Source organism: Shewanella sp. FeAMO (genome assembly GCF_053653955.1).
This window is the reverse complement of record NZ_CM132201.1, coordinates 612,846-633,153: the sequence shown is the minus strand read 5'-3', so window position 1 is coordinate 633,153 and position 20,308 is coordinate 612,846. Positions and strand designations below refer to the sequence as shown.

General features: G+C 53.1%; 22 protein-coding genes. 11 read left to right on the top strand and 11 right to left on the bottom strand.

Annotated features, from left to right (window positions below):
• Nucleotides 1-12: 12 nt before the first annotated feature.
• Nucleotides 13-900 (bottom strand): TraB/GumN family protein, encoded by an 888-nt coding sequence (locus ACWAU4_RS02890; RefSeq protein ID WP_208125468.1) that lies wholly within the window; start codon nt 898-900, stop codon nt 13-15.
• Between the two features lie 47 nt (nt 901-947).
• Here ACWAU4_RS02890 and ACWAU4_RS02885 point away from each other — a divergent pair, with 47 nt between their 5' ends.
• Nucleotides 948-1,259, top strand: a complete 312-nt coding sequence (locus ACWAU4_RS02885; protein WP_025009323.1) for a hypothetical protein — start codon at nt 948-950, stop codon at nt 1,257-1,259.
• A 118-nt stretch (nt 1,260-1,377) separates the two neighbouring features.
• Nucleotides 1,378-3,111 carry a GGDEF domain-containing protein gene (locus ACWAU4_RS02880; RefSeq protein WP_407820221.1) on the top strand — a complete coding sequence of 578 codons (1,734 nt, stop codon included), beginning with the start codon at nt 1,378-1,380 and terminating at the stop codon, nt 3,109-3,111.
• Here the strand turns inward: ACWAU4_RS02880 and ACWAU4_RS02875 are convergent.
• Entirely contained in the window at nt 3,108-3,632 is a 525-nt protein-coding gene (locus ACWAU4_RS02875) for a DUF3016 domain-containing protein (protein ID WP_025009321.1), read from the bottom strand. The genes ACWAU4_RS02880 and ACWAU4_RS02875 overlap by 4 nt on opposite strands.
• A 282-nt stretch (nt 3,633-3,914) precedes the next feature.
• Between ACWAU4_RS02875 and ACWAU4_RS02870 the strand changes: the two genes are divergently transcribed.
• A complete protein-coding gene (locus ACWAU4_RS02870) occupies nt 3,915-4,220 on the top strand; it encodes a hypothetical protein (RefSeq protein ID WP_025886856.1) in 306 nt (101 codons plus the stop codon).
• A 6-nt stretch (nt 4,221-4,226) separates the two neighbouring features.
• On the opposite strand, the gene ACWAU4_RS02865 is transcribed toward ACWAU4_RS02870, so the two are convergent.
• Nucleotides 4,227-4,736 carry a DUF4240 domain-containing protein gene (locus ACWAU4_RS02865; RefSeq protein ID WP_208125467.1) on the bottom strand — a complete coding sequence of 170 codons (510 nt, stop codon included), beginning with the start codon at nt 4,734-4,736 and terminating at the stop codon, nt 4,227-4,229.
• A 119-nt stretch (nt 4,737-4,855) separates the two neighbouring features.
• On the opposite strand from ACWAU4_RS02865, the gene ACWAU4_RS02860 reads away from it, so the two are divergent.
• The 3 genes from ACWAU4_RS02860 (at nt 4,856) to ACWAU4_RS02850 (ending at nt 6,655) form a co-directional block, all read left to right on the top strand.
• Complete coding sequence (locus ACWAU4_RS02860) at nt 4,856-5,251, top strand: hypothetical protein (RefSeq protein WP_208125466.1); 396 nt, start codon at nt 4,856-4,858, stop codon at nt 5,249-5,251.
• A gap of 172 nt (nt 5,252-5,423) precedes the next feature.
• Nucleotides 5,424-5,696, top strand: coding sequence for an HU family DNA-binding protein (locus tag ACWAU4_RS02855; RefSeq protein WP_025009317.1), 273 nt, complete (start codon nt 5,424-5,426; stop codon nt 5,694-5,696).
• 266 nt (nt 5,697-5,962) lie between these two features.
• Nucleotides 5,963-6,655: a TorF family putative porin gene (locus ACWAU4_RS02850; RefSeq protein ID WP_028779648.1), complete on the top strand. Its 693-nt coding sequence runs from the start codon at nt 5,963-5,965 to the stop codon at nt 6,653-6,655.
• Nucleotides 6,656-6,678: 23 nt separating this feature from the next.
• Here the strand turns inward: ACWAU4_RS02850 and rimK are convergent, their stop codons facing one another.
• The 4 genes from rimK to ACWAU4_RS02830 form a co-directional block, all read right to left on the bottom strand.
• Complete coding sequence (gene rimK / locus ACWAU4_RS02845) at nt 6,679-7,584, bottom strand: 30S ribosomal protein S6--L-glutamate ligase (RefSeq protein ID WP_025009316.1); 906 nt, start codon at nt 7,582-7,584, stop codon at nt 6,679-6,681.
• 81 nt (nt 7,585-7,665) lie between these two features.
• Nucleotides 7,666-9,393: a putative bifunctional diguanylate cyclase/phosphodiesterase gene (locus tag ACWAU4_RS02840; RefSeq protein WP_454290448.1), complete on the bottom strand. Its 1,728-nt coding sequence runs from the start codon at nt 9,391-9,393 to the stop codon at nt 7,666-7,668.
• A 12-nt stretch (nt 9,394-9,405) separates the two neighbouring features.
• Complete coding sequence (locus ACWAU4_RS02835) at nt 9,406-9,837, bottom strand: response regulator (RefSeq protein ID WP_025009315.1); 432 nt, start codon at nt 9,835-9,837, stop codon at nt 9,406-9,408.
• Nucleotides 9,834-11,969 carry a CHASE domain-containing sensor histidine kinase gene (locus tag ACWAU4_RS02830; protein ID WP_232786032.1) on the bottom strand — a complete coding sequence of 712 codons (2,136 nt, stop codon included), beginning with the start codon at nt 11,967-11,969 and terminating at the stop codon, nt 9,834-9,836. The genes ACWAU4_RS02835 and ACWAU4_RS02830 overlap by 4 nt, the downstream gene beginning before the upstream one ends.
• 301 nt (nt 11,970-12,270) lie before the next feature.
• Between ACWAU4_RS02830 and ACWAU4_RS02825 the strand changes: the two genes are divergently transcribed.
• Nucleotides 12,271-12,453 carry a PA3496 family putative envelope integrity protein gene (locus tag ACWAU4_RS02825; protein WP_025886854.1) on the top strand — a complete coding sequence of 61 codons (183 nt, stop codon included), beginning with the start codon at nt 12,271-12,273 and terminating at the stop codon, nt 12,451-12,453.
• Nucleotides 12,454-12,524: 71 nt separating this feature from the next.
• On the opposite strand, the gene ACWAU4_RS02820 is transcribed toward ACWAU4_RS02825, so the two are convergent.
• Entirely contained in the window at nt 12,525-13,490 is a 966-nt protein-coding gene (locus ACWAU4_RS02820; RefSeq protein WP_146508660.1) for a PDC sensor domain-containing protein, read from the bottom strand.
• A 221-nt stretch (nt 13,491-13,711) separates the two neighbouring features.
• Here ACWAU4_RS02820 and ACWAU4_RS02815 point away from each other — a divergent pair, with 221 nt between their 5' ends.
• Nucleotides 13,712-15,064, top strand: a complete 1,353-nt coding sequence (locus tag ACWAU4_RS02815; protein ID WP_144379753.1) for a flavohemoglobin expression-modulating QEGLA motif protein — start codon at nt 13,712-13,714, stop codon at nt 15,062-15,064.
• A gap of 56 nt (nt 15,065-15,120) precedes the next feature.
• Here the strand turns inward: ACWAU4_RS02815 and ACWAU4_RS02810 are convergent, their stop codons facing one another.
• A complete protein-coding gene (locus ACWAU4_RS02810; RefSeq protein WP_144379752.1) occupies nt 15,121-16,488 on the bottom strand; it encodes an alanine/glycine:cation symporter family protein in 1,368 nt (455 codons plus the stop codon).
• A gap of 201 nt (nt 16,489-16,689) precedes the next feature.
• Nucleotides 16,690-17,649, bottom strand: a complete 960-nt coding sequence (locus ACWAU4_RS02805; RefSeq protein WP_107005480.1) for a LysR family transcriptional regulator — start codon at nt 17,647-17,649, stop codon at nt 16,690-16,692.
• Between the two features lie 92 nt (nt 17,650-17,741).
• Here ACWAU4_RS02805 and ACWAU4_RS02800 point away from each other — a divergent pair, with 92 nt between their 5' ends.
• Nucleotides 17,742-18,683 carry a sodium-dependent bicarbonate transport family permease gene (locus ACWAU4_RS02800; protein WP_028779640.1) on the top strand — a complete coding sequence of 314 codons (942 nt, stop codon included), beginning with the start codon at nt 17,742-17,744 and terminating at the stop codon, nt 18,681-18,683.
• Here the strand turns inward: ACWAU4_RS02800 and ACWAU4_RS02795 are convergent.
• The gene (locus ACWAU4_RS02795; RefSeq protein ID WP_208125463.1) at nt 18,671-19,243 is read right to left on the bottom strand and encodes an SRPBCC family protein; all 573 of its coding nucleotides are present in this window, start codon (nt 19,241-19,243) and stop codon (nt 18,671-18,673) included. The two genes, ACWAU4_RS02800 and ACWAU4_RS02795, sit on opposite strands and share 13 nt — an antisense overlap.
• 237 nt (nt 19,244-19,480) lie before the next feature.
• On the opposite strand from ACWAU4_RS02795, the gene ACWAU4_RS02790 reads away from it, so the two are divergent.
• Together ACWAU4_RS02790 and ACWAU4_RS02785 are read left to right on the top strand one after the other, a co-directional pair.
• Nucleotides 19,481-19,882 carry a hypothetical protein gene (locus tag ACWAU4_RS02790; RefSeq protein WP_025009308.1) on the top strand — a complete coding sequence of 134 codons (402 nt, stop codon included), beginning with the start codon at nt 19,481-19,483 and terminating at the stop codon, nt 19,880-19,882.
• Nucleotides 19,883-19,944: 62 nt separating this feature from the next.
• Nucleotides 19,945-20,184 (top strand): galactosyldiacylglycerol synthase, encoded by a 240-nt coding sequence (locus tag ACWAU4_RS02785; RefSeq protein WP_107110188.1) that lies wholly within the window; start codon nt 19,945-19,947, stop codon nt 20,182-20,184.
• The last annotated feature ends 124 nt before the right edge of the window (nt 20,185-20,308 follow it).

Genomic DNA, 20,308 nt, shown 5'->3' with positions numbered 1-20,308 from the left:
GACCTCAGCGCCTCAGTTTGCCTCGCCGGGCGGTATATCACAGCTTTGCCGCCAGCAGTTACGGCTGCTGACTCCGGCTTTATGCAGATACTCGAGTAGGCTCTTTTTGCCGGCCAGATGCCCGGCACCGACGGCCACAAATAATGGCGCCTGATTGGAACCCATCAGACTCAACAGGCACTCGGCCATGCCTTGGTTACGCTGCCACAGCAGTTTTTCCAGCAATACGTCTTCACCTTTGGTGGACAGCTGATGCAACATCAACTCGGCCAACGCTTTTTCATTACCGCTGCGCCAAGCCGTGATCAGCGCCTGGATCTCCCTATCTTCACCGCGAATGCTCTCCCTAACCATACTCCACTGATACTCCAGCGCCAGCGAGTCCAGCAGTGCCAACTGCATTTCTGTACTTTCCAGCTCCAGCACGGGTCTGTCACCGACCCCATCCAACAGATACTGTTCCACACCCAGGCTGGGTTGATAACCCAGCTCCACGAAGCGCTGCATACTGATCTGTACCGACTGCAACCAGGGGGACATCATAGCCAATTGCCGGCACAAAGGCTTGCCGCCACAGTATCCCTGCAGCAGCGTCTGGGTTTCCTCATCAGGTGTTGCGGCCTTCAAGCCATACTTCTGCAGCAACTGCTGCGCCGCAGGATCGCGGACATCGGCTTCCAGCACCAGAGCACCGGCGTGGCGATAGGCCTGCTCTATCTGGTTTGGCAGTGGATAGAAGTCGGTCTTGCCGACATGCACTGAGCCCATGAGAAAAGCCGTCTTGCCGGCAAACTCCAACTGATGGAAAGGCGGCTTGTCGCCATCTCTTGCTTGGGCCATACCGCTTAAAAGCAAGCCACATCCGAAGAAGATCCACAGCAGTCGACTTGTTGCGCGCATCCCTGTTCCTTATAATTTCAGCCAAAGTTCACCAGTTAGAGGCTGTTATGCCATACACCAAGGTCATTGAGCAACTGAAAGCCAATCTGCAGACCGCTTACCGTCAGGCTGTCGATGCCGATAACCGTCTGGATCAGCTGCAACAGGCCGGCCATGGAAAGTTTTCTGCCGTATTCACCCAAGAGCAAGGCTTTACCACATGCAGTAATCGCTTCCTCCCTTATGTACAGGAGCTGGCACAGGCGGTAGCGGATCTTGAAGCCGAAACGGCGCCCACCCCGGAACAGTTGGAGGCGCTGCTGCCGAAACTGGCGGTCTTGCTGCAGACCCTACAAAAATTTAAACAACAGAGTAAGTAGCAAGAGTTCAAACTGCAAAATCACTCCGATAAGCCGGGTCAAGCCCGGCTTTGTCATCTTAGTGTCACTTGCAACACCTAGACTCTATCCGATTTGGGGCCTGGTGAGGTATTGCAGTTTGATGGCCATAGACAGGATTGCTGAGCTTAGAAGTGTGTTGGATAAAGAGGATATCACCGCACTGTTTCAGCCGATTATCAACATAGACAGCAACAGTATTCATGGCTTTGAAGCCCTAAGCCGCGGCCCTATCGGCAGCAGCGTTCATTCTCCATTTCATCTGTTCAGTACCGCCGAACGACTGGGGCGCCTCTCCGAGCTGGAGACCTTGTGCCGCCGGGTCTCCATAGCGCAATTCCAGCATAGACAACTGCCGGGCAAGCTGTTTATCAATATCTCCCCCAAGGCACTGCTGGATCCAAGTCATCCCAAGGGACAAACACTCAAACTCTTGCAACAGTTCGGCATAGCACCATCCAATGTGGTCATAGAGCTGTCGGAACAATACCCGGCCGATGACATAGATCAGCTCAAAGCTTGTCTAGATCACTACCGCAATCAAGGGTTTCTGACCGCACTCGACGACCTTGGCGCCGGCTACTCAGGCCTGCGCCTCTGGTCAGAACTCTCGCCCGACTATGTCAAAATTGATCGCCACTTTATCCATCAGATAGATAAGTTTCCGGTTAAACAGGAGTTTGTCCGCTCCATCATAGAACTGTGCCAAAGCCTGACCTGTAAAGTCATCGCCGAGGGCATAGAGACAGAAGCCGAGCTGACGATACTGCGTCAGCTCGGGATCACCTATTGTCAGGGCTTTTTGCTTGGCAGACCCGAGGCGCAACCTGATAGGCAACTGCAAACTCGCTATCTCGCCATTCGTCAGCAGGAACAACCGAGATACAACGAGGCAGCAGAGAGCCTGTGCCATCAGGCGCAAACCTGCTGCTCTGATACCGAACTCAAGCAGTTGAGCGAACGCTTTCTCTCCCAGCCGGAGCTTCAGTGCATAGTAGTTCTGGAGCAGAAACAACCCTTGGGGCTGGTTTATCGCCATCGACTGATGGAGCTGTTTTCCCGGCCCTATGGCCGCGCCCTTCATGAGCACCAAGCGGTCACAGAGCTCATGGACAAAGATGTGCTTATGGTCGATGCGGCCACGCCGCTGTCGCGGGTGAGTCAAAAACTCACCGCCAAGCCTGGTACCGAAATAGCGCAGGAATTCATTATTCTGCGTCAGGGCGACTTCATCGGTCTGGGCCATACCCGCGAGCTGCTGCAACGCATCACTGAACACAGAATACAGACGGCGCGCCACGCCAACCCATTGACTGAATTGCCCGGGAATGTGCCCATTCAGGAAGAGCTGCAACGGCTGCGCAAACTGCGACAGCATTTCTATCTGGCCTATTTTGATCTATGCCATTTCAAACCCTATAACGACATCTACGGCTTCAGTCGCGGTGATGAAGTGATAAGGGCAGTCGCCGGCCTGCTCAGACAATACGGCAAGGCGCAATTTATCGGCCACGTGGGTGGGGATGATTTCGTAATGATAGGCACAGAGCCGCAACTGCTCGGGGTTTGTCAGCAAATATTGGCAGAGTTTGAACAGGGCAAGAGGCAGTTTTTCAGTGACGAGCACTGGCAAAGACAACACTTGTTTGCACAGGACAGACAAGGGCAGGAATGCCTTCAACCGCTACTGCGCCTCAGCGTCGGAATACTGCCACCGCCATTGAGTCTGGACGCCAGCGAGCATGAGTTGTCCCGCTTGTGTGCACTGGCAAAAAAACAGGCCAAGCACAGCACCCAAGGGCTGTGCTTGCTGGAGATGCCGAGGACGGCTTAGAGTTTAGGCTTGAGTGTTTTCTGGAACCAGTCTTTCAGCATTCTTTCTTCATAACGGAAGCTGTCGCTGTTAATTCTATCTACATGGTCGAGAAACTGCATATCAGTCAGCTTTTCATCGCCGGCAACGACCACCTGATCGCCTTCCAACAATCGATAACTGAAGCTGATCTTGGGCGGGTAAACGTTCTTGACTACACGTATATCGTTGGCGGTAGCGCCAAAGGTAGGCCGCACATCGCCGGCCAAATCCACATCTGTGACTGTCAGTTCCAGCTTTTGGTTGTCTTTTAGAGATGAGGAAACGTCTTTATCCAAGGCTTTGGTCAAGGTCTCGAACAGACGTTTTTCGTAACGGGATTGCAGCTCGCTGGCAGACTTGATGTCCCGAAAATCCTTGGGTGACTGCCACTCAATTTTTACCTTACCCGACTCGGTAACCGGGTTTTCATCGACCTTGTCGGCCGCCAGCGCCGAGCCAGAGGTCAGGGCTGCTGCAAGTAACAGATATCTGATTTTCATATCAGCCTCCTTTGGGAGCGAATGTCAGTATGCATTTGGTTCAAACTCAGAGTATAAAATTTAACCTGAATCCGGGCTTAACGCAAAACTAATATGCGAACATCATCCTGTTATAAGTGATTATTTTATTTTGTTATTTTTCATAGCCACCCACAAAAATGCGTTAACCTGAGTATCAATTTGTAGCAGCACCAACAAGCTTTAACACAAGGCTGCTTGAGTCAGGCCCGAGGAAGTAATCTAATAGCAGAGCTAAAAAAACCAGTCACAACAGGAGCGCCAGTGAAATTCTCGCCGTCTTTGCTGATTACCTTGGGACTATTTACCGCCCTGGGAATTGTTCTCGTCGCCATCAATCAGGATGCCAAACCCAAGGGGCCGGAAACCTGGAGCGCCTTCATTTATACCCATGGCTTCGATTCGGGGCGTTATATCAAAGAGGACGATTTTGGCGACTATGCCAGCTGTAAGGCGTTTGCCATCGAGAAGTCCCAGGCCGCGGAGGGGGCTCCTTGGGAGTGTGGCAGCTACTGCCGCTTCGACTCCCGCCGTCAGGGCTTTCAGTGTGAACAGATGCGCAACGACTAAGCCTGCTTAGAAAGGGAAACGGGCGCTGAGCTTGGGGTAAAGCTTGCGCAGTGCCTTGGGTTGATCGTTGAAACGCTTACCCTTGGGCTGACTCAGCCCCGAAGGCACAAAAGGCAACTCTTTCCCGGTACGGGTCTCGTATAGCTGGCCGGCCAGCAGATCTATCTCCTCAACAAAAGGATAAGCATAGCCATTCAGCTGCGGCCAAACTTCCAGTTCCCCCAGCGAATCCGCTGCATTGCAGGCCGCCTGATAACGCTCCTTACCCAGAGTCACCAGGAAGTTGCGAAACTCGGCAAAGCCATAATCTGAATCGACTCCGGCGATGATGTAAGCAGCTCCCCAGAGATCCCAGCTGTAACTCAGCCTGAGCTGCCGGGCAAAGTGTTTATCAAACTCTGCCAGCTCATCATCGCTCAAGTCTTGCAGTTTTTCGGTCAAACGCGCCTGGAGTTGTTGTTGGTCCTGTTCGGGATAGTCGCGGCTGACCAGCCCCCAAAACTGCTCTTCTGTCATTGAGTGTTATCCTGCCAAAAATGTCGGCGGTTATTTTACCGCAAAAAGCGATTAAAATCCGGCTGGACTCCCCCCAGGGCTTTCCATAGACTTAGGCCAATTTCTCACAGGAGTCATTTATGTCCATTTCAAGACCAATACCATTGGTACTGCTTTGTATCCTCTACCTGGTACTGGCTGTGGTAGCACTGTGGCGCACCATCAGCACCGGCGCTGTGGATCTGTTTACCTTGGGAGTCATCCCTGTATTGGTAGGCATAGTAACGCGCACATCCTGGTCATTGTGGGCATTGCGTATCTATCTCTTTATTCAGACTCTGGGACTCATGGCATTTGCCACTACGGCTTTGGTTGCACTGCAGATTACGCCGCAGGATGTCAAACTGGAGCTGGCAGGGCGAAATATCCCCTTGCTGCCGCTGGCGGCTGTGTTGCTGGCCTTGCTGTTATTCCAGTATTGGGTGGCTTTTTCCGGCAGGACCAAGCGCTTTTTGCAGCAGGAAAAGTCTGACTAGATCGCACTGAATTTAAGGAAATCGGCGACCGGCTCACAATTTTGTGTCTTTTTGGTTAAAAAATAGCGGATAAAGCCCAAGAAGCCCGCTGAAAGGCCTTTTCAAGCCAAAAACCTTATGGCATGTTAGATGGGCAATAATAACTTATCGACGGAAAGAAGAGACGCTCCAGATGAACAAAACTGAACTGATCGCTAAAATGGCAGAACACGCCAACCTGTCCAAGGCAGAAGCTGCCCGCGCACTCAAGTCGTTCGAAGTAGCAGTGACCGATGCCATGAAAGAAGGAACTAAAATCTCCATCGTAGGCTTTGGCTCTTTCGAAACTTCAACCCGTGCAGCCCGCACTGGTCGTAACCCGCAAACCGGTAAAGAGATCCAAATCCCTGCCGCCACTATTCCCAAGTTCAAGGCCGGCAAGGCACTGCGTGACAGCGTCAACTAAGCCGCTTTTCACAGATGAAAGCGCCTCATCTTGAGGCGTTTTTTATTGCCTGAGGTTCCCAACACTCCATTGCACAAAAAAAGTGCAGCCCGCCCCAGCGAAATGCAACATTTCCTTAACCTACCTCACACTCAAAAGCTAACCACATGTATTTAATGCCTATTTAAACTTGGCACAGGATTCGCTCATTCCGCACAGACAATAACGAGTATCTGCACCGGTCAAGCTTGCCCGGCTCCAGAACCCAAACCATCGAGGGGATGAGAATGAAACACACCAAGTTTTCACTGTCAGTTATTGCAGGTCTGTTGTTGGTGGCCGGCGAAGCCCAGGCCGCTGTATCGGGGAATATAGGTGCCGCCTCCAACTATCTGTGGCGCGGCACCACCCAGACGGATGACTCTGTCGCCGTTCAAGGCGGTATAGACTATAGCCACGACTCGGGTTTTTACCTGGGAACCTGGGCCTCCAATGTCGACTTTGGTGACGATACCAGTTACGAGCTCGATTTTTACGGTGGTTACTCCGGCAGCATAGGCGAAGACTTTGGCTATGACATCAGCTATCTCTACTATGGCTACCCGGATGCCGAAGGCGATATCGACTTTGGTGAGCTGGCGCTGACTCTCAGCTGGAAGTGGTTTGAGTTGGGTTATGCCAAGGTGGTTAACGCCGGTGATGACGTGGCCGCTGCGCCACTGGATAACAAGGATTTGAGCTATATCCATGCCGGTTTCAGCTATCCCATCACGGAAACCGTGACGCTGACGGCACACTATGGTTATTCAGACGGTGATGTGGTGCAGAGTTGGTTCGGGGTTTCCGACTACGCCGACTACCACTTGGCCATCAGCAAGGAAACCGGCATAGGCTCAGTCTCCTTTATGGTGGCCGATACGGATCTGCCGGACGACGATGCCAAGATAGTGCTCAGCTATGTCTATGAGTTCGAATTCTAAGGATGGGAAAGCCCGAGGCGCAATCAGGCGATGACAGGACGATTGCGTTTACGGGCGGCAACCATTTTTTCGATATGCTCCACTATCGGCTCGGCCACCTTGATACCTGTGGTCAACTCTATACCTTCAATACCCGGAGCTGAATTGACTTCAAGCACCAAGGCGCCACGCTCGGAGCGAAGAATATCCACCCCGGCAACGGCCAGCCCCATCGCCTTGACCGCATCAATGGCTGTCTTGCGCTCCTGAGGGGTAATCTTGATTTTCTCGGCGCTGCCGCCCAAATGCAGATTGGAGCGAAAATCCCCCTCCGGGCCCTGACGCTTCATGGCTGCAACCACCTTGTCGCCCACCACAAAGCAGCGGATATCACTGCCGTTGGCTTCTTTGATATATTCCTGCACCAGAATATTGGCCTTAAGCCCCAGAAAGGCTTCAATAACGCTCTCGGCGGCCTTTTTGGTTTCGGCCAGCACCACGCCTATCCCCTGGGTGCCTTCCAAAAGCTTTATCACCAGCGGCGCACCACCCACCATGGCGATGAGATCCGGAATATCATCCGGCTTGCTGGCAAAACCTGTGACCGGCATACCCACCCCTTTACGGGAAAGCAACTGCAGTGCCCGCAGCTTATCCCTTGAGCGGGCTATGGAGATAGAGTCATTGGCAGCATACACCCCCATCATCTCGAACTGGCGCACCAGGGCACAGCCATAGAAAGTCACACTGGCATGGATCCTCGGGATAATGGCATCAAAACCGCTGAGTTCCTCACCTTCAAGATGAATACTGGGCTGCACCGAGTTGATGTTCATATAACAGTTGAGTGGATTGATCACCCTGGCCTGATGACCACGTCCCTCACAGGCTTCCACCAGCCTGCGGGTAGAATAGAGCTCGGGAAATTGAGAGAGAATACCGATTTTCATGTTTGAGTGATCCGCCAAAGAGTTATGGCCCAGCAAAAGAAGTGGCATCTTTGACTATCCCTTGCCAATAGGCAAGTAAAATCAAACATCCCCCTCGGCCAGCAAAGGTAAAATATGCTGGGTTTCAAAATCCTGGGGCTGAATCGGCCGACAATAGAGATACCCCTGCAGCAGGTTACAGCCCCGCTCACGGCAAAACTGCGCCTGCGCCTCGGTTTCTATGCCCTCGGCAACTGACACCACGTTGAAGCCGTTGGCAAAGTTGATCAAGGCCGACAACAGACGCTTGCCGCGTTCATCCTGTTCGACCGAAGCCACAAAACTCTTGTCGATTTTCAGCACATTGATGGGAAAGTACTTGATGTGCTCGAGGGATGAAAAGCCGGTGCCAAAATCATCCAGAGAGAAAACAACCCCCAGTGCAGCTATCCGCTCCAGTACCTTGGCCAGTTCCAGCGGTTCCTCTATCAAGGCATTTTCGGTGAGCTCCAACTCCAGCAGCGAAGCCGGCAGCCCGGTTTGCTGCAATACCCTGACTATGGTCTGATACAGGGTTTCACGAATGATCTGCGACGGTGACAGGTTAACCGCCACAGATAACTGCTTGCCTACCGGAGCCAGCATGGCCAGCCACTTGACGGTTTGCGCGCAGGCCTGTGCCAACACCCACTCGCCTATCTCATCTACCAGGCCTATCTCTTCGGCTATCGGCAGGAAACTGTCCGGCGCCAGCAGGCCATCTTCAGGATGTTGCCAGCGCAGCAAGACCTCCATGCCCAATAGCTCACCGGAAATCGCATCGAATTTCCCCTGATAAAAGACCCTGAATTCATCCCGCTCCAGCGCGGTTCTCAGGCCCATTTCGATGCGGTTGCGAAACCTGACTTCTCTGGCCAACTCTTCGGAATAGAACTGGATCTGGTTGCGGCCCACCTTCTTGGCGCGATACATGGCAATGTCGGCACACTTGAGCAGCTCAGAGCTGTCACAGACAGAATCGCTGTACACTGCAATGCCAATACTGGCGCCGATAAGCACATCATGTTCCCCCAGAGGGAAAGGCTCTTCAAAGGCCCTTTGTAACCTGTTGGCCACCGCCATCGGGAAGTAACGATTCTCCGACTCGGTCACCAGCACTACAAATTCATCGCCGCCGAGACGGGCAATGAGATCCCCTTCCCTGAGTGCCGCGCTGAGACGGTTGGCCACTTCCACCAGTAGGATATCCCCCACCTGGTGCCCTAAGGTGTCGTTGATACCCTTGAAATCATCCAGATCCAAGAGGATCACCGCCAGCATGTCCTGATGACGCTTGACCTGACTCAAGGTACGATTCAGGCAGAGCTCAAAACCGTAACGATTGACCAACTTGGTCAGTGAATCATGTTCGGCCAGCTCTTTGAGTTTCTCGTGGCTTTGGCGCAGTGCCAACGCCATGGAAGCCCTTTGCTTGGCATTGCGGATAGCACGGGTCAAGCGGCTGGTATTGACTTCATCCTTGAGCAGAAAATCCTGCGCCCCCAACTCGATGCAGTGCTGCGCCAGCTTGTCGTCTTCATAACGGGAGATCATCACTACCGCGGTTTGCTCTCCGGCCGATTCATTGAGGCGGCTCAATACTTCCAGGCCATTGGCATCGGGCAACATATAGTCGAGCAGTATGCCGTCGAAACGCTGCTGGCAGGCGAACTCCAAGCCACTCTGGGCACAGTTGGCCTCCATCACCTTGAACGCCAGTGACGATTGATCCAGGGCGCGGATGATAGCGGCTCTGTCTATCTCATCATCATCGATCAACAGCAGATTCATGCTTTCCATCCCTCAGGCTTCCGGCAACTCAACAATACGCCAATAGCTTTCCAGCATATTGAAAATATTATAAAAACCATCGCTTATTTCATGTTTGACCATATAGCCGGCCACATGATGCTTATAAGCCTCAACCTTGTCTTCATCGGCGCTTGAGGTGGTCAACACAAAGACCACGGAGAGAGACAGCACAGGGTCATTGCGGATATGGCTGAGAAACTCCAGGCCATTCATCCGCGGCATATTGAGATCCAGCAAGATCAGATAGGGGCAGCGCACCCGACCGTCGCCCAACATCTCCAAGGCCTCCAGGCCATCTCTGGCCCTGACCAAGGGGTTGAGCAGCCTTAGCTGCTGCATCGCCCGCTGCACCGCCATGAAGTCGACATCGTCGTCGTCCACCAACAGAATAGTCACTTCCTTGTATCTGGCTGTTTGACTCATGACTCCTCCTTGAAGTGGGCCGGCCAGGTGAAGTAAAAGCTGCAACCACGCCCTTCCGATTTCACCCAGATCTTGCCGCCCATGTTTTCCACCGACTTTTTCACCAAAGAGAGACCAAGGCCACTGCCTTCAACTTCATCTCTTGGCTTAAGCGTTTGGAATATTGCGAAAATTTTATGATGAAACTTGGCGGCTATCCCTGGGCCGTCATCCGTGACACAAAAACAATAATAGTCGCCCTGGCGCTCGCTGCTGACGCTGAGTACCCCCTCACCCTTGTCGTGGTGTTTGATGGCGTTGCTGAACAGGTTTCGGAAAACCAACTCCAGCGGTACTCTGGCCGTGGTCAGCAACGGCATATCAGACAGGATAGTCAGCTTGAACCCGGTTGGCGGCGCCACCAGGCTGAAGGTATCCTGCACCAATTGCTTGCTGTCCACTTCCGTCAACTCAGTATCCACCCTGCCTATGCGCGAGAAAGTCAGCAGGCCGTCCAGCAAGAGTACCATTCGCTGTACCCGGCTCTTGATCAGTCGCAGATACTTTTGCACCTGTTCACTGCTGTTGTCGCTGAGATCTTCTGCCAACCACTCGGATAACTGCTCTATGCCACGCAGCGGCGACTTGAGATCGTGAGAGGCTATGTAGGCAAAACTGTCCAGCTCACGGTTGATCTTCTCCAGCTCCTCTGTGTGGCGGGCTTTTTCGGCTTCAATCCGTTTGCGATCCGACACATCGTTGATAGTGGCCAGAATCGACTGGCCATTGGTGAAATGGATTGGGGTCAACCCCACTTCGACCGCCACCAAAGAACCGTCTTTGGCGCGGCCGAACAGATCATCGCGCTGGGACATATTCTTGGCAATCGGCTGCTGCAGATAACCGCCCATGTGCCGATTGTGCGACTTATGCAGACTTTCCGGCAGCAGTATGTTCACGCTGCGGCCCAATAGTTCGTCCCGGGCGTAACCGAACAGTTGCTCTGTATGGGCATTCACCAGAGTGATGAGTCCATGACCATCTACCATGATCAGCGCCGATGGCGAGGCCTCAATAACCAGACGGAAGCGTTTCTCATTGGCAAGGATCTCATTGGCTAGCAAGCCTTCCTGATACCTGGCTCTGGCGTTATTGAGCAAGAAATAGAACAACACCATGATAAACAGCACGCCTATGCCAAGCATCAGCTTGCTTTGCAGCTTCTCGGTTTCGGAGACAAAACTCTTGTCGGCGCCGATTTTCAGCAACCATTGATGACCACCGACTTTAAGCGGCAACACATGGTTGTAGGTTTTGGTAGCCTGGCCTTCCTCCTCAGTGCTGTACAGCAGCGAAGTGTCAGAGGCGGTATCGCCATCAAATACCTGCAGAATCAGGGAGGGAAACTTATCCGCCAAAATGCCTTGCATCAGGTTGTTCATCCGAAAGGCGGCATAGACCACGCCCTTGGCGGCCTTGGGGCCGGCGGCAGATTCATCATAAAGCGCCAAATACATCAAAAAACCGGCCTGGATATCCTGTTGGGTTTCCTGTACCAGGGTGATTTTGCCGGAGATCGCCGCCTCCCCTGTGTTGATGGCTCTGTCTATCGCTTCACGGCGAGTCGGCTCGGAATACATGTCATAGCCAAATGCCCGCCGATTACGCCAATCGAAAGGTTCCAGATAGATGATGGCCTGATAAGTGTCGCGCTCGCCGGACGGGTACACCCGATACTCATCAAAGCCTTCAGCCCTGATGGCCTCCTCATGGGCCGCCAGTTGCTCCGGGTGCAAAATAACGCTATAGCCTATCCCCTGGATCCCGGGATAAAAGCTTTCCATCTTGGCGTTGGTCACATACTCATGCCACTCCTCACGAGTCACTCCATCGGATGCCATAAACAGGCCCACACCGCCCCGCAGCACCTGCTCATAGGTCAACAGACGATCTCTTATGGCATCTTTGACCAGCATGGCCTGATACTCAAAGCGCTCACGTCCGCGCTGCTCCGCATATTGATTGAACAGATACCAACCCAGGCAGGTGAACAGAAGCGCCACCAACATGATCAGCCAAACCGAGGCCGGAGTGGAAAAACCGAAGCTTTTTGCAGGGGAGGATGATGCGGTGAGACGATCGTCCTGGATCATAAACAGCCTAGTCCTTAGCCAATAAAGCGAATGCTATGAGGTTAATTCTGGTCAGGATCATGAAAAAAACAAGTCAAAAACAGCAAAAAATCCCCAAGTTTTAGGTCCTTGGAAAAGATCGTCAAAATGTTGTCTCGATCTCACTTCCTGTTGCGACTCAGTGCTAGATTTCAGTTTAACCAAGGCTAATATTGAGTAGAGGGACGGACAGAATCATTTGCTTTGTTAGACAAAAATTTTTGCTTTTCAGCCAATGCTTTTTTGGCTAGAAAATCCTTGGATAAACCGTGAGGAATTCGTTATGGCCCATATTGTTGAACTCGTGCCCAACGATGCTGAAATTGAAGCGATGACCACCCCCAAAAACCGTCAGGCCGAGAAGGCACTGCAGCACAAACGCCAGGTAAAACGCCGCTTGGAAGATTACCTGGAGCGCCTGGAACTCAGACGAGCCATGGGGCTCGATGATGACGATATGTTTTAGGGAAGGTGCGAACAAGTCCCATGTGCTCTGCGTCGGCTTGCAGATGTGGGAGGATGTCAGCAACATCCTCCTTATCCTTGCCGCCCCCGCAAAGACTGGGTTTGAATAAGCAGGGCCTCGGCTTTGGCCCCCAGCCAGACGTATAATCCCAAAGCCACCAATAAACCAACCACTGCCAGCATCATCAAAATCGCTCCCTGAATATATTCCACCTGCCCGAGTGATGCCTTGAACATGGTCAGCAAGGCCTCAATAGAGATGGCGATCAATATGGTGGAAACAAACCGGGTAATGGTGCGCCTGGTGGAGCTGTGGCGGAAGATGTCTTTATGCATCAACACCTCCTCTTCCAGTATGGTCTTGCCGAGATCGAATATCGCCAACGCCAGGGTGATATAGATGATGATCCCGAACGGCTTGAGTGAGTCATGAGCCAACTGCGGCCCCTGCGCCAACAAGTGCCAGATATCCCTGGCCGAAATCAGCACCAGTACCCCGACTATAATGAATAACCCTGTTACCAGAGTGAGATAAACCGCCTTGAACAAAGGCGTCACCTTGCGCCTGTGACTGTCGCCCATCATAAATTCAATCAGCCGGGTCAGGTTGATATCCACTACCACAAAGCCGCGACTGGCATCCAAACGACTCACTCCCAGGGACGCCGACAGACATAATTGCCCGGACGCATTGGAAAGATAAGGTGAAGTTATCTGTACCCCGCTCTTGTCGCTGGCATTGAGAAAATAGGGGCGCTGGCTGCGATCCGGGTATTCACCCACAGCCAGCAGTTTGATCTTTTGCTTGATAAGCGCCAGATTCGGGCTCACTTGGTGACCATTTTCGTCGAGTAAATACATCAATTCCACGAAGGGATAGCAGGCTGCCACTTCAGAAAACACCCTGATGGCCCGCCCTGTGTCGTCAAAGAGCTGAGAGTCGGCCATTCCGGTCAGAATCGATTGCAATAGTTCATCGATTAGCGGCTGATACTCATGAAAACGTTCAATCACACTCAAGTAACTCATGTTTGCCATAACTGCTCCTGAAATTCCGGCCATCTATCTCAGGTAAGCAGCTTGAATGCCAACAATGCAACATGATGAATATCAATTAATTAGCTTAAATCATCTGGGACGACTATGCTCAATAACCAAGCGGTTGCACCAAGATCTGGCAAAGATAAATTCTGTTGCCAGACAGCGCGTTATCCAAGATGATAGCCGCCAATAACCTGTGTCTTCCGAGGAGACTATTGATGCCAGACACAAGTGCCTATAAAGAGGATCTGCGGCGCCTCTCGGACGAGCTGATCCGGTTGCAGACGCCGATAAAAATCCTCGATGCCATCAAGTGGCCGAGAGAGATGGAAGCCCGTTTTCTCGAGAGTAACGGCAAGCAATTACCCGCCATAGACGCCGAGTTTTACCAGCGTCTGCCGCTGCCTTTTGACCCGGACAAGACCCGCCAAGAGTTATCCGAACTGCGCCTGCAGACCCGCAAGTGCCTGGGAAGATACGACAAGCTGGGCAAGATATTGATAGCCAATATCGAGCAATATCTTCAGGTTATCGACATGCTGCAACACCGCGGCAAGGCCGACTTCGGCGAATTCAGCCGTCGCCTCTACGGCAGTGCCAACCATAAACTCCATGGTGATAGACACAATCTCAGACAGCTCGGCGACCGTTTGAGTTACATCTTCTCGCTACCGGCAGCGCTGCGCAGCAATCGTCATCACCCCAAAGAAATCGCCGCGCCTGAGGCGGTGGATATACTCGGCCGCCGCCTGAAAGATTACTTTCACAGCGACGATATTCGGGTGCGTCTCAGTGATGGCATAGTCTCGGATGCCGCCGTGGGCGGCGATACGGTCAAGCTCAACAGCAAGGCGCTGTTCAGCCAATCGGATCTTGATGTCTACGAGGTGCATGAGGGCTGGGTGCACGTGGGCACCACCCTCAATGGCCGGGCCCAACCCTGGGCCACCTGGCTCAGCGTCGGCTCTCCCAGAGTAGCAGCAGCCCAGGAAGGGCTGGCCGTATTGATGGAAACCATTACCCTGAGCTCCAACCCAGGGCGGGCCAGACGTATCAGCGACAGGATCACTGCGGTCGATATGGCCGAGCAAGGTGCCGACTTTGTTGAAGTATTCAACTATTTCTGCGGCCAGAATCTCAGCAAACGAGACAGTTACCGGGTAACTCAGCGGGTGTTTCGCGGCGGCATGGTACAGGGTGGCAGCTACTTCACCAAGGATATCTCCTATGTGCGTGGCTATGTGGAAAACATTAACTTTATCCGCTCCGCCATCACAGCCGGGATCCCGGAGATTATCCCTATGCTGTTTGTCGGCAAGCTGGCCATTGAGGATATCCCCGTGCTTTATCAAGCCCACAGGGAGGGGCTTATTGCCGCCCCCAAGTATCTGCCGCCCATGTTTGACAACTTCAGTGGCCTCTACGCCTGGTTTGGTTTCGCCTCTGGGATGGCCGGGATAGACCTCAAGGGGGTGCAGAGGCACTTCAGCCGCCTGTTCAAACAGTTACCCAATGCCGAACCTATGTTCGAGTTATTGGAAGACACTGAGTTTGACAGCAACGCCGACTGATAAAGAAACAGGGCAACTCGAGTTGCCCTGTTTTTGGTTCTAAACCAATTGGCTCGCTATTTTTGCAACTCGGCCTGGCGCTGCTTGATAAAGTATTCCCGAGTCAAAGCAAAGACCACTGGGCTGAGCAGTAACAGGGCTATCAGGTTGGGGATCGCCATCATGGCATTCAGGGTATCGGCCACCAGCCAGATAAAGTCCAAAGACGCCATGGCTCCCACGGGCACCATCAGAGTCCAGACCAGGCGAAACGGCACTATAGCCTTGGTACCAAATAGGTACTGCACGCATTTTTCACTGTAAAAGCTCCAGCCGAGAATGGTGGTAAAGGCGAAGATAGCCAGTGCCACGGCCACTATGTACTGCCCTATGGGCAAGGCATGGCTGAAAGCGTAGGAGGTTAAGGCTGCGCCGGTTTCCCCCGAGGTCCAGGCACCGGACACGATAATCGCCAAACCTGTGATGGAGCAGACCACTATGGTATCGATAAAGGTACCCAACATGGCCACCAGTCCTTGAGCCACAGGGTTATTGGTCTGGGCTGCTGCATGAGCAATCGGCGCACTGCCAAGACCTGCCTCATTGGAAAACACCCCTCGGGCCACCCCGAAACGTATGGCGGCCCACACTGCCGCACCTGCGAAACCGCCCTGGGCCGCCACTGGATTGAAGGCGCTCTCGAATACCAGCTCCAGCGCCGCCGGGATCTGATCGAAATAGACCACAATCACAGCCAAACCTGAGGTGATATAAAACACAGTCATCAGGGGTACCAACTTACCGGCAACGTCGGCAATCCGCTTGATGCCGCCCATTAAGACAGCACCCACCAAAATCATCATAGCCAAGCCGGTTGCCCAGGCTGGAACACCAAAGTTGCTGTCCAAGGCATCGGCCACCGAGTTGGCCTGCACTGTGTTGCCTATACCAAAACCGGCAAAACCACCAAATAAGGCGAATAGCGTTCCCAACCAGGCCCATTTCTGGCCGAGACCATTCTTGATGTAGTACATGGGGCCGCCTATGTGGTTGCCACTATCATCGACCTCGCGATACTTGACCGCCAGCACGGCTTCAGAAAACTTGGTGGCCATTCCCACCAGCGCGGTGCACCACATCCAGAACAGTGCCCCCGGGCCGCCAAGAAATATTGCCGTCGCCACCCCGGCGATATTTCCTGTACCTATGGTGGCCGACAGGGACGTCATCAGCGCATTGAAGGGGCTGATCTCCCCTTTTATATTGGTGTCTTTATCCGGGATCCGCCCGGACCAAAGTAAACGGAAGCCTCTCCCCAGCTTGAGAAGCTGCATAAAGCGCAAACCTATGGACAGAAACAGTCCTACCCCCAGGATCATCACCAGCATGGGCACACCCCAAACCAGGCTGTTGAGCTGGCTAACCCACTCCATTATTGTTTCCATTCCAACCTCGTGTAGTTATTGTTATCGCTGCAGTTTCCATCTGTGATGGCAAAAACTGCATAAGGAACACCCAGATTACAACGAAAGATTAACAATTGGAAACCTACTGTTAAACCTCCCGCCGGGAAGCGAAAACACTCAACGTCCACGCCCCCTTATGAGAAAGGGCGCGAACGCGAGCTGGATTAATTAGGATAAGACTCAGTCGACCAATCCCAGGTTGGCCGGCAACTTGGCTATATCACCGGCCACCCATTCGGCCTCTATGCACTGCTGCAGATGCTCTGCCATAAAGTGCACCAATTGCCGCGCCGCATAGGGCATACGCCTGTCTTTACGGCTCACCAGATACCAATTGCTTTCCAGCGGGAAGCCTTTCACATCCAGAATAGCCGGGCGCTCGCGCCCTTCCTCCAGGGTATGGGCCGAGATAACAGATAACCCCAGCCCCGAGGCGACCCCCAGACGAATGGCCTCATTGCTCTCTATCTGCATACAGTCGCCCAGTTCCATCCCCTGACCGCTGAGCCAGGATTCAAACATTAACCGAGTAGCCGACCCCGGCTCACGGATGAGAAAGCGCTCGCGACTGAGCTGCTCAAACTTGAGTTCACTCTGCCCGGCGGCCCAATGATCTCTGGGGGCAATCAGCTGCAGTGGGTTACGGATGATCCGTGCCGATTGCACAGTTTCGCCCCTGGGAGGATGGCTGAAGAGGTAGAGATCGTCTTCCAGATGCTCAAAGCGATTCAGCACATGGGCACGGTTACCTATGTTCAGTGTGACTCGGACACCGGGGAAACGACGATAGAAGGCGCCGAGGATCCGCGGCACCACGTACTTGGCCGTGGTCACCAGGCCGATATTGATGTGGCCGCTCTCCCCTTCCCGCACCTTGGCCAGCATGCCGTTGAAGTCTTCCAAACGGGTCATCACGTCGACGGCGGCCCGGTACAGCTCCTGCCCAACCTGAGTCGGCCTCAGTCCCCCCGGGCCGGTTTCCAGCAAGGGCTCACCCACCAGCTCGGCCAGTTTTTTCAATTGCAGCGATACGGTCGGCTGAGTCAGATACAGGTGTCTGGCAGCGGCGGAAATATTCTGCCGCCGGACCACTTCGATATACACCTGCAACAAGCGCAGGCTGAGATGGCGAAGATCCATAGATAATTATCTATATATATGTAGTGAATAATTTATTTTCCAATATAGCGCCGGGCGAGCACAATCTCCAGCCGTCTAACAAGGAGAACCCCATGCCTGATGTTGTTATTGCCTTTTTCGGTCTAGGCCTGTTGGCCGGTCTGCTCAAATCGGATCTCAGAGTCCCCGAATCCACCTACGAAACCCTTTCCATACTGTTAATGCTGACCCTGGGCCTCAAGGGCGGCATGGCGCTGCACGGCCACACAGATCAGCTGTCCTTTGCCGAGCTGGGGTTAGTGATAGGTCTGGGACTGGCTATCCCGCTGGCGCTGTATCCCATATTGAAAAAAGTGGTTCGCCTGCCACAGAGCGATGCCATCAGTATTGCCGCCCACTACGGCTCGGTCAGTGCCGGGACTTTTGCCGTTGTCTACGCCATGACAGAGCAGCTGGGCTGGCCACTCAAGCCCGAAACTACTCTCTATCTGGTACTGCTGGAGCTGCCATCCATCATAGTCATGTTGTGGCTCTATCGACGCCTGAACCGGGATAAGCCGGGACGCAGCGGTAATATCCTGCTGGAAGCGCTTACCAGCCGTGGGGTGATATTGCTGGGGGGCGGCGTGCTTATCGGATGGGGCTACGGCTCTGAGGGCTTGGCCTCTTTGAGCCCTGTGCTGATGCAGGGATTCAAGACCTTGCTGGCGCTGTTCCTGCTGGAGATGGGATTGTGTACCGCCAGGGTTTGTGCTCCGCTGCCCTTGAGTCACTGGCGCCTGTTGGCATTCGCTGCCGTCACGCCTTTCGTACTCGCCTGGGTGGGGATCATTACAGGTCACGCCCTGGGGCTGCCCGCCGGTTCGGCACTGGTACTGGCCGGCCTCTGTGCCAGCGCCTCTTACATTGCGGCACCGGCGGCGATCCGCGCGGCCATCCCATCGGCCAATATCGGCGTGGCCATGCTGGCCTCGCTGGGGGTCACCTTTCCGATTAACCTGTTGATAGGGCTTAATCTTTACCGTCAATGGGTGGCCTGGATTTACGGGCTCTGAATCTGTTCCTGCGGCGTGGGCTCAAACTCGAGTAGCAGCTTGAGATTGCTGAGCCCGCGCAGCAGATCCGTGGCGATCATGGTTTCAAAGTCAACAAACAGAAACATCAGATTCGTCGGGTAATCCAGGTGCCCCTTAAAGCTCCAACTGAGGTTGGTTCTATTGCCTTCATAAGGCTCAAACAGCATGTAGGCAGGTTCAGTGGCCTCGAAGGGAGTCAGAAACCTGAGCTCATAATCGATGCGCTTGTTAGTTTCCATGGCGACTATCTCCTGCTCGCCTTGGCCCACCTCCGGGTTATCACTCTTCCAGGCAGAGACAAAACCGACAGTGCCGTCAACGCCGCGATAGCTGCGTTTCATCGCCGGATCCATCTTGGCCCAGATGCTGAAGTTATCTTGATTTTTCAGATACTTCACATAGTCATAGACCTCAGCCACCGGGCGGTTTATCACCACATTGGTGGTCACCTGGTAGTCGCTTTTGACAAACAGGGCGGCAATCAGCGGCACAGCCACTATCAGTGCCAACAGGATAAACAGTGTCTTGATAAAACGCATAAGGATTCTCCAAACAAGTTTTCTTCCGACAACAATTACTTGCCTGAGTATATCCTGCAAACAGACCAAAAAGTAACCAAGTCGTTAGAGATTGAAATAGCCTTCTTGAAACCGCCTGCACAAACAAACCCTGGCCGAGAAGCGAACCAAGCCACAAATCCCCTCAGGCGATTTGTTGTGCAAATGCTTTTAGGTTACAGTCACCTGTAAACATGGATGTCTAATCAAGGGACTGTAATGGGATTTATCCTGGCGCCATTGCTTGTTATCTGGCTGGCAATACTGACTGTGGCGGGTTACCAGGCCACTTTATACTTCAAAGAAACTTTCAGCCTCAGCGGGCTGTTGGCATTTTCCAGTGTCAGTTTGCTTTGCGCCGCCCTCTATTTTCTGCTCCATTTCCGACGCTATCAGGACGCCGAATCCTTGGGTGCCTTCGATATCAGTATGGAACTGCTGTTTAACCCTATAAGCGGTGGCATCTGCGTATTGGCGCTGCTGCTGATCTGGCTGGTGCCCATGGGGGTTTGTAAGCCTCTACTGCTGGCACTGGTCCTTGGCCTGGCTATCGCCACCCTGGCCGGGGTCGTTTATGAGGAAAGCTTTATGACAAAACATGGGATTCAACGCACTTACTGAACAAGATATAGTGCGAGCTGTGATTTCCGGCCACTGAGGCCACATCAACCCAAGGAGAGAGAATGATCAAACTCAGCAATAAAGAAACCGGCGCTTTTATCGGCCATATCTCTGAGCAGCAGCTGCAGTATCTGATCGACAACCTGGTAGAAGAGCATGATGCCGACCAGGATTACTGGCTGAACCGCACTCAAATAGAAACCTTCAAGGCCAGCGGTGCCGATGCCGAGCTCATCAACCTGTTGGAAACGGCCATGGGCGAAGCCGATGAGCTGGAGATCCTCTGGCAGCACCAGGGCTAAAGCCAAGTTTGCGCCAACAGTAAAAACGCTCCTTTATCAAGGGGCGTCTTTATTTGTTGTTAATAGCAAAGATAAAAATAGTTAACCGATAATAGCCTTCAAGAGCACCCCTAAAATAACTCCT

Bases quoted from the DNA above. Each gene is read 5' to 3' on its own strand.
- ACWAU4_RS02865 (WP_208125467.1), bottom strand. From the start codon at position 4,736: ATGACAGAAGAGCAGTTTTGGGGGCTGGTCAGCCGCGACTATCCCGAA.
- ACWAU4_RS02790 (WP_025009308.1), top strand. From the start codon at position 19,481: ATGGGATTTATCCTGGCGCCATTGCTTGTTATCTGGCTGGCAATACTG.
- ACWAU4_RS02830 (WP_232786032.1), bottom strand. From the start codon at position 11,969: ATGATCCAGGACGATCGTCTCACCGCATCATCCTCCCCTGCAAAAAGC.
- ACWAU4_RS02800 (WP_028779640.1), top strand. From the start codon at position 17,742: ATGCCTGATGTTGTTATTGCCTTTTTCGGTCTAGGCCTGTTGGCCGGT.
- ACWAU4_RS02795 (WP_208125463.1), bottom strand. From the start codon at position 19,243: ATGCGTTTTATCAAGACACTGTTTATCCTGTTGGCACTGATAGTGGCT.
- ACWAU4_RS02855 (WP_025009317.1), top strand. From the start codon at position 5,424: ATGAACAAAACTGAACTGATCGCTAAAATGGCAGAACACGCCAACCTG.
- ACWAU4_RS02890 (WP_208125468.1), bottom strand. From the start codon at position 900: ATGCGCGCAACAAGTCGACTGCTGTGGATCTTCTTCGGATGTGGCTTG.
- ACWAU4_RS02875 (WP_025009321.1), bottom strand. From the start codon at position 3,632: ATGAAAATCAGATATCTGTTACTTGCAGCAGCCCTGACCTCTGGCTCG.
- ACWAU4_RS02885 (WP_025009323.1), top strand. From the start codon at position 948: ATGCCATACACCAAGGTCATTGAGCAACTGAAAGCCAATCTGCAGACC.
- ACWAU4_RS02825 (WP_025886854.1), top strand. From the start codon at position 12,271: ATGGCCCATATTGTTGAACTCGTGCCCAACGATGCTGAAATTGAAGCG.
- ACWAU4_RS02820 (WP_146508660.1), bottom strand. From the start codon at position 13,490: ATGGCAAACATGAGTTACTTGAGTGTGATTGAACGTTTTCATGAGTAT.
- ACWAU4_RS02815 (WP_144379753.1), top strand. From the start codon at position 13,712: ATGCCAGACACAAGTGCCTATAAAGAGGATCTGCGGCGCCTCTCGGAC.
- ACWAU4_RS02805 (WP_107005480.1), bottom strand. From the start codon at position 17,649: ATGGATCTTCGCCATCTCAGCCTGCGCTTGTTGCAGGTGTATATCGAA.
- ACWAU4_RS02835 (WP_025009315.1), bottom strand. From the start codon at position 9,837: ATGAGTCAAACAGCCAGATACAAGGAAGTGACTATTCTGTTGGTGGAC.
- ACWAU4_RS02860 (WP_208125466.1), top strand. From the start codon at position 4,856: ATGTCCATTTCAAGACCAATACCATTGGTACTGCTTTGTATCCTCTAC.
- ACWAU4_RS02810 (WP_144379752.1), bottom strand. From the start codon at position 16,488: ATGGAAACAATAATGGAGTGGGTTAGCCAGCTCAACAGCCTGGTTTGG.
- ACWAU4_RS02785 (WP_107110188.1), top strand. From the start codon at position 19,945: ATGATCAAACTCAGCAATAAAGAAACCGGCGCTTTTATCGGCCATATC.
- ACWAU4_RS02850 (WP_028779648.1), top strand. From the start codon at position 5,963: ATGAAACACACCAAGTTTTCACTGTCAGTTATTGCAGGTCTGTTGTTG.
- rimK (WP_025009316.1), bottom strand. From the start codon at position 7,584: ATGAAAATCGGTATTCTCTCTCAATTTCCCGAGCTCTATTCTACCCGC.
- ACWAU4_RS02840 (WP_454290448.1), bottom strand. From the start codon at position 9,393: ATGAATCTGCTGTTGATCGATGATGATGAGATAGACAGAGCCGCTATC.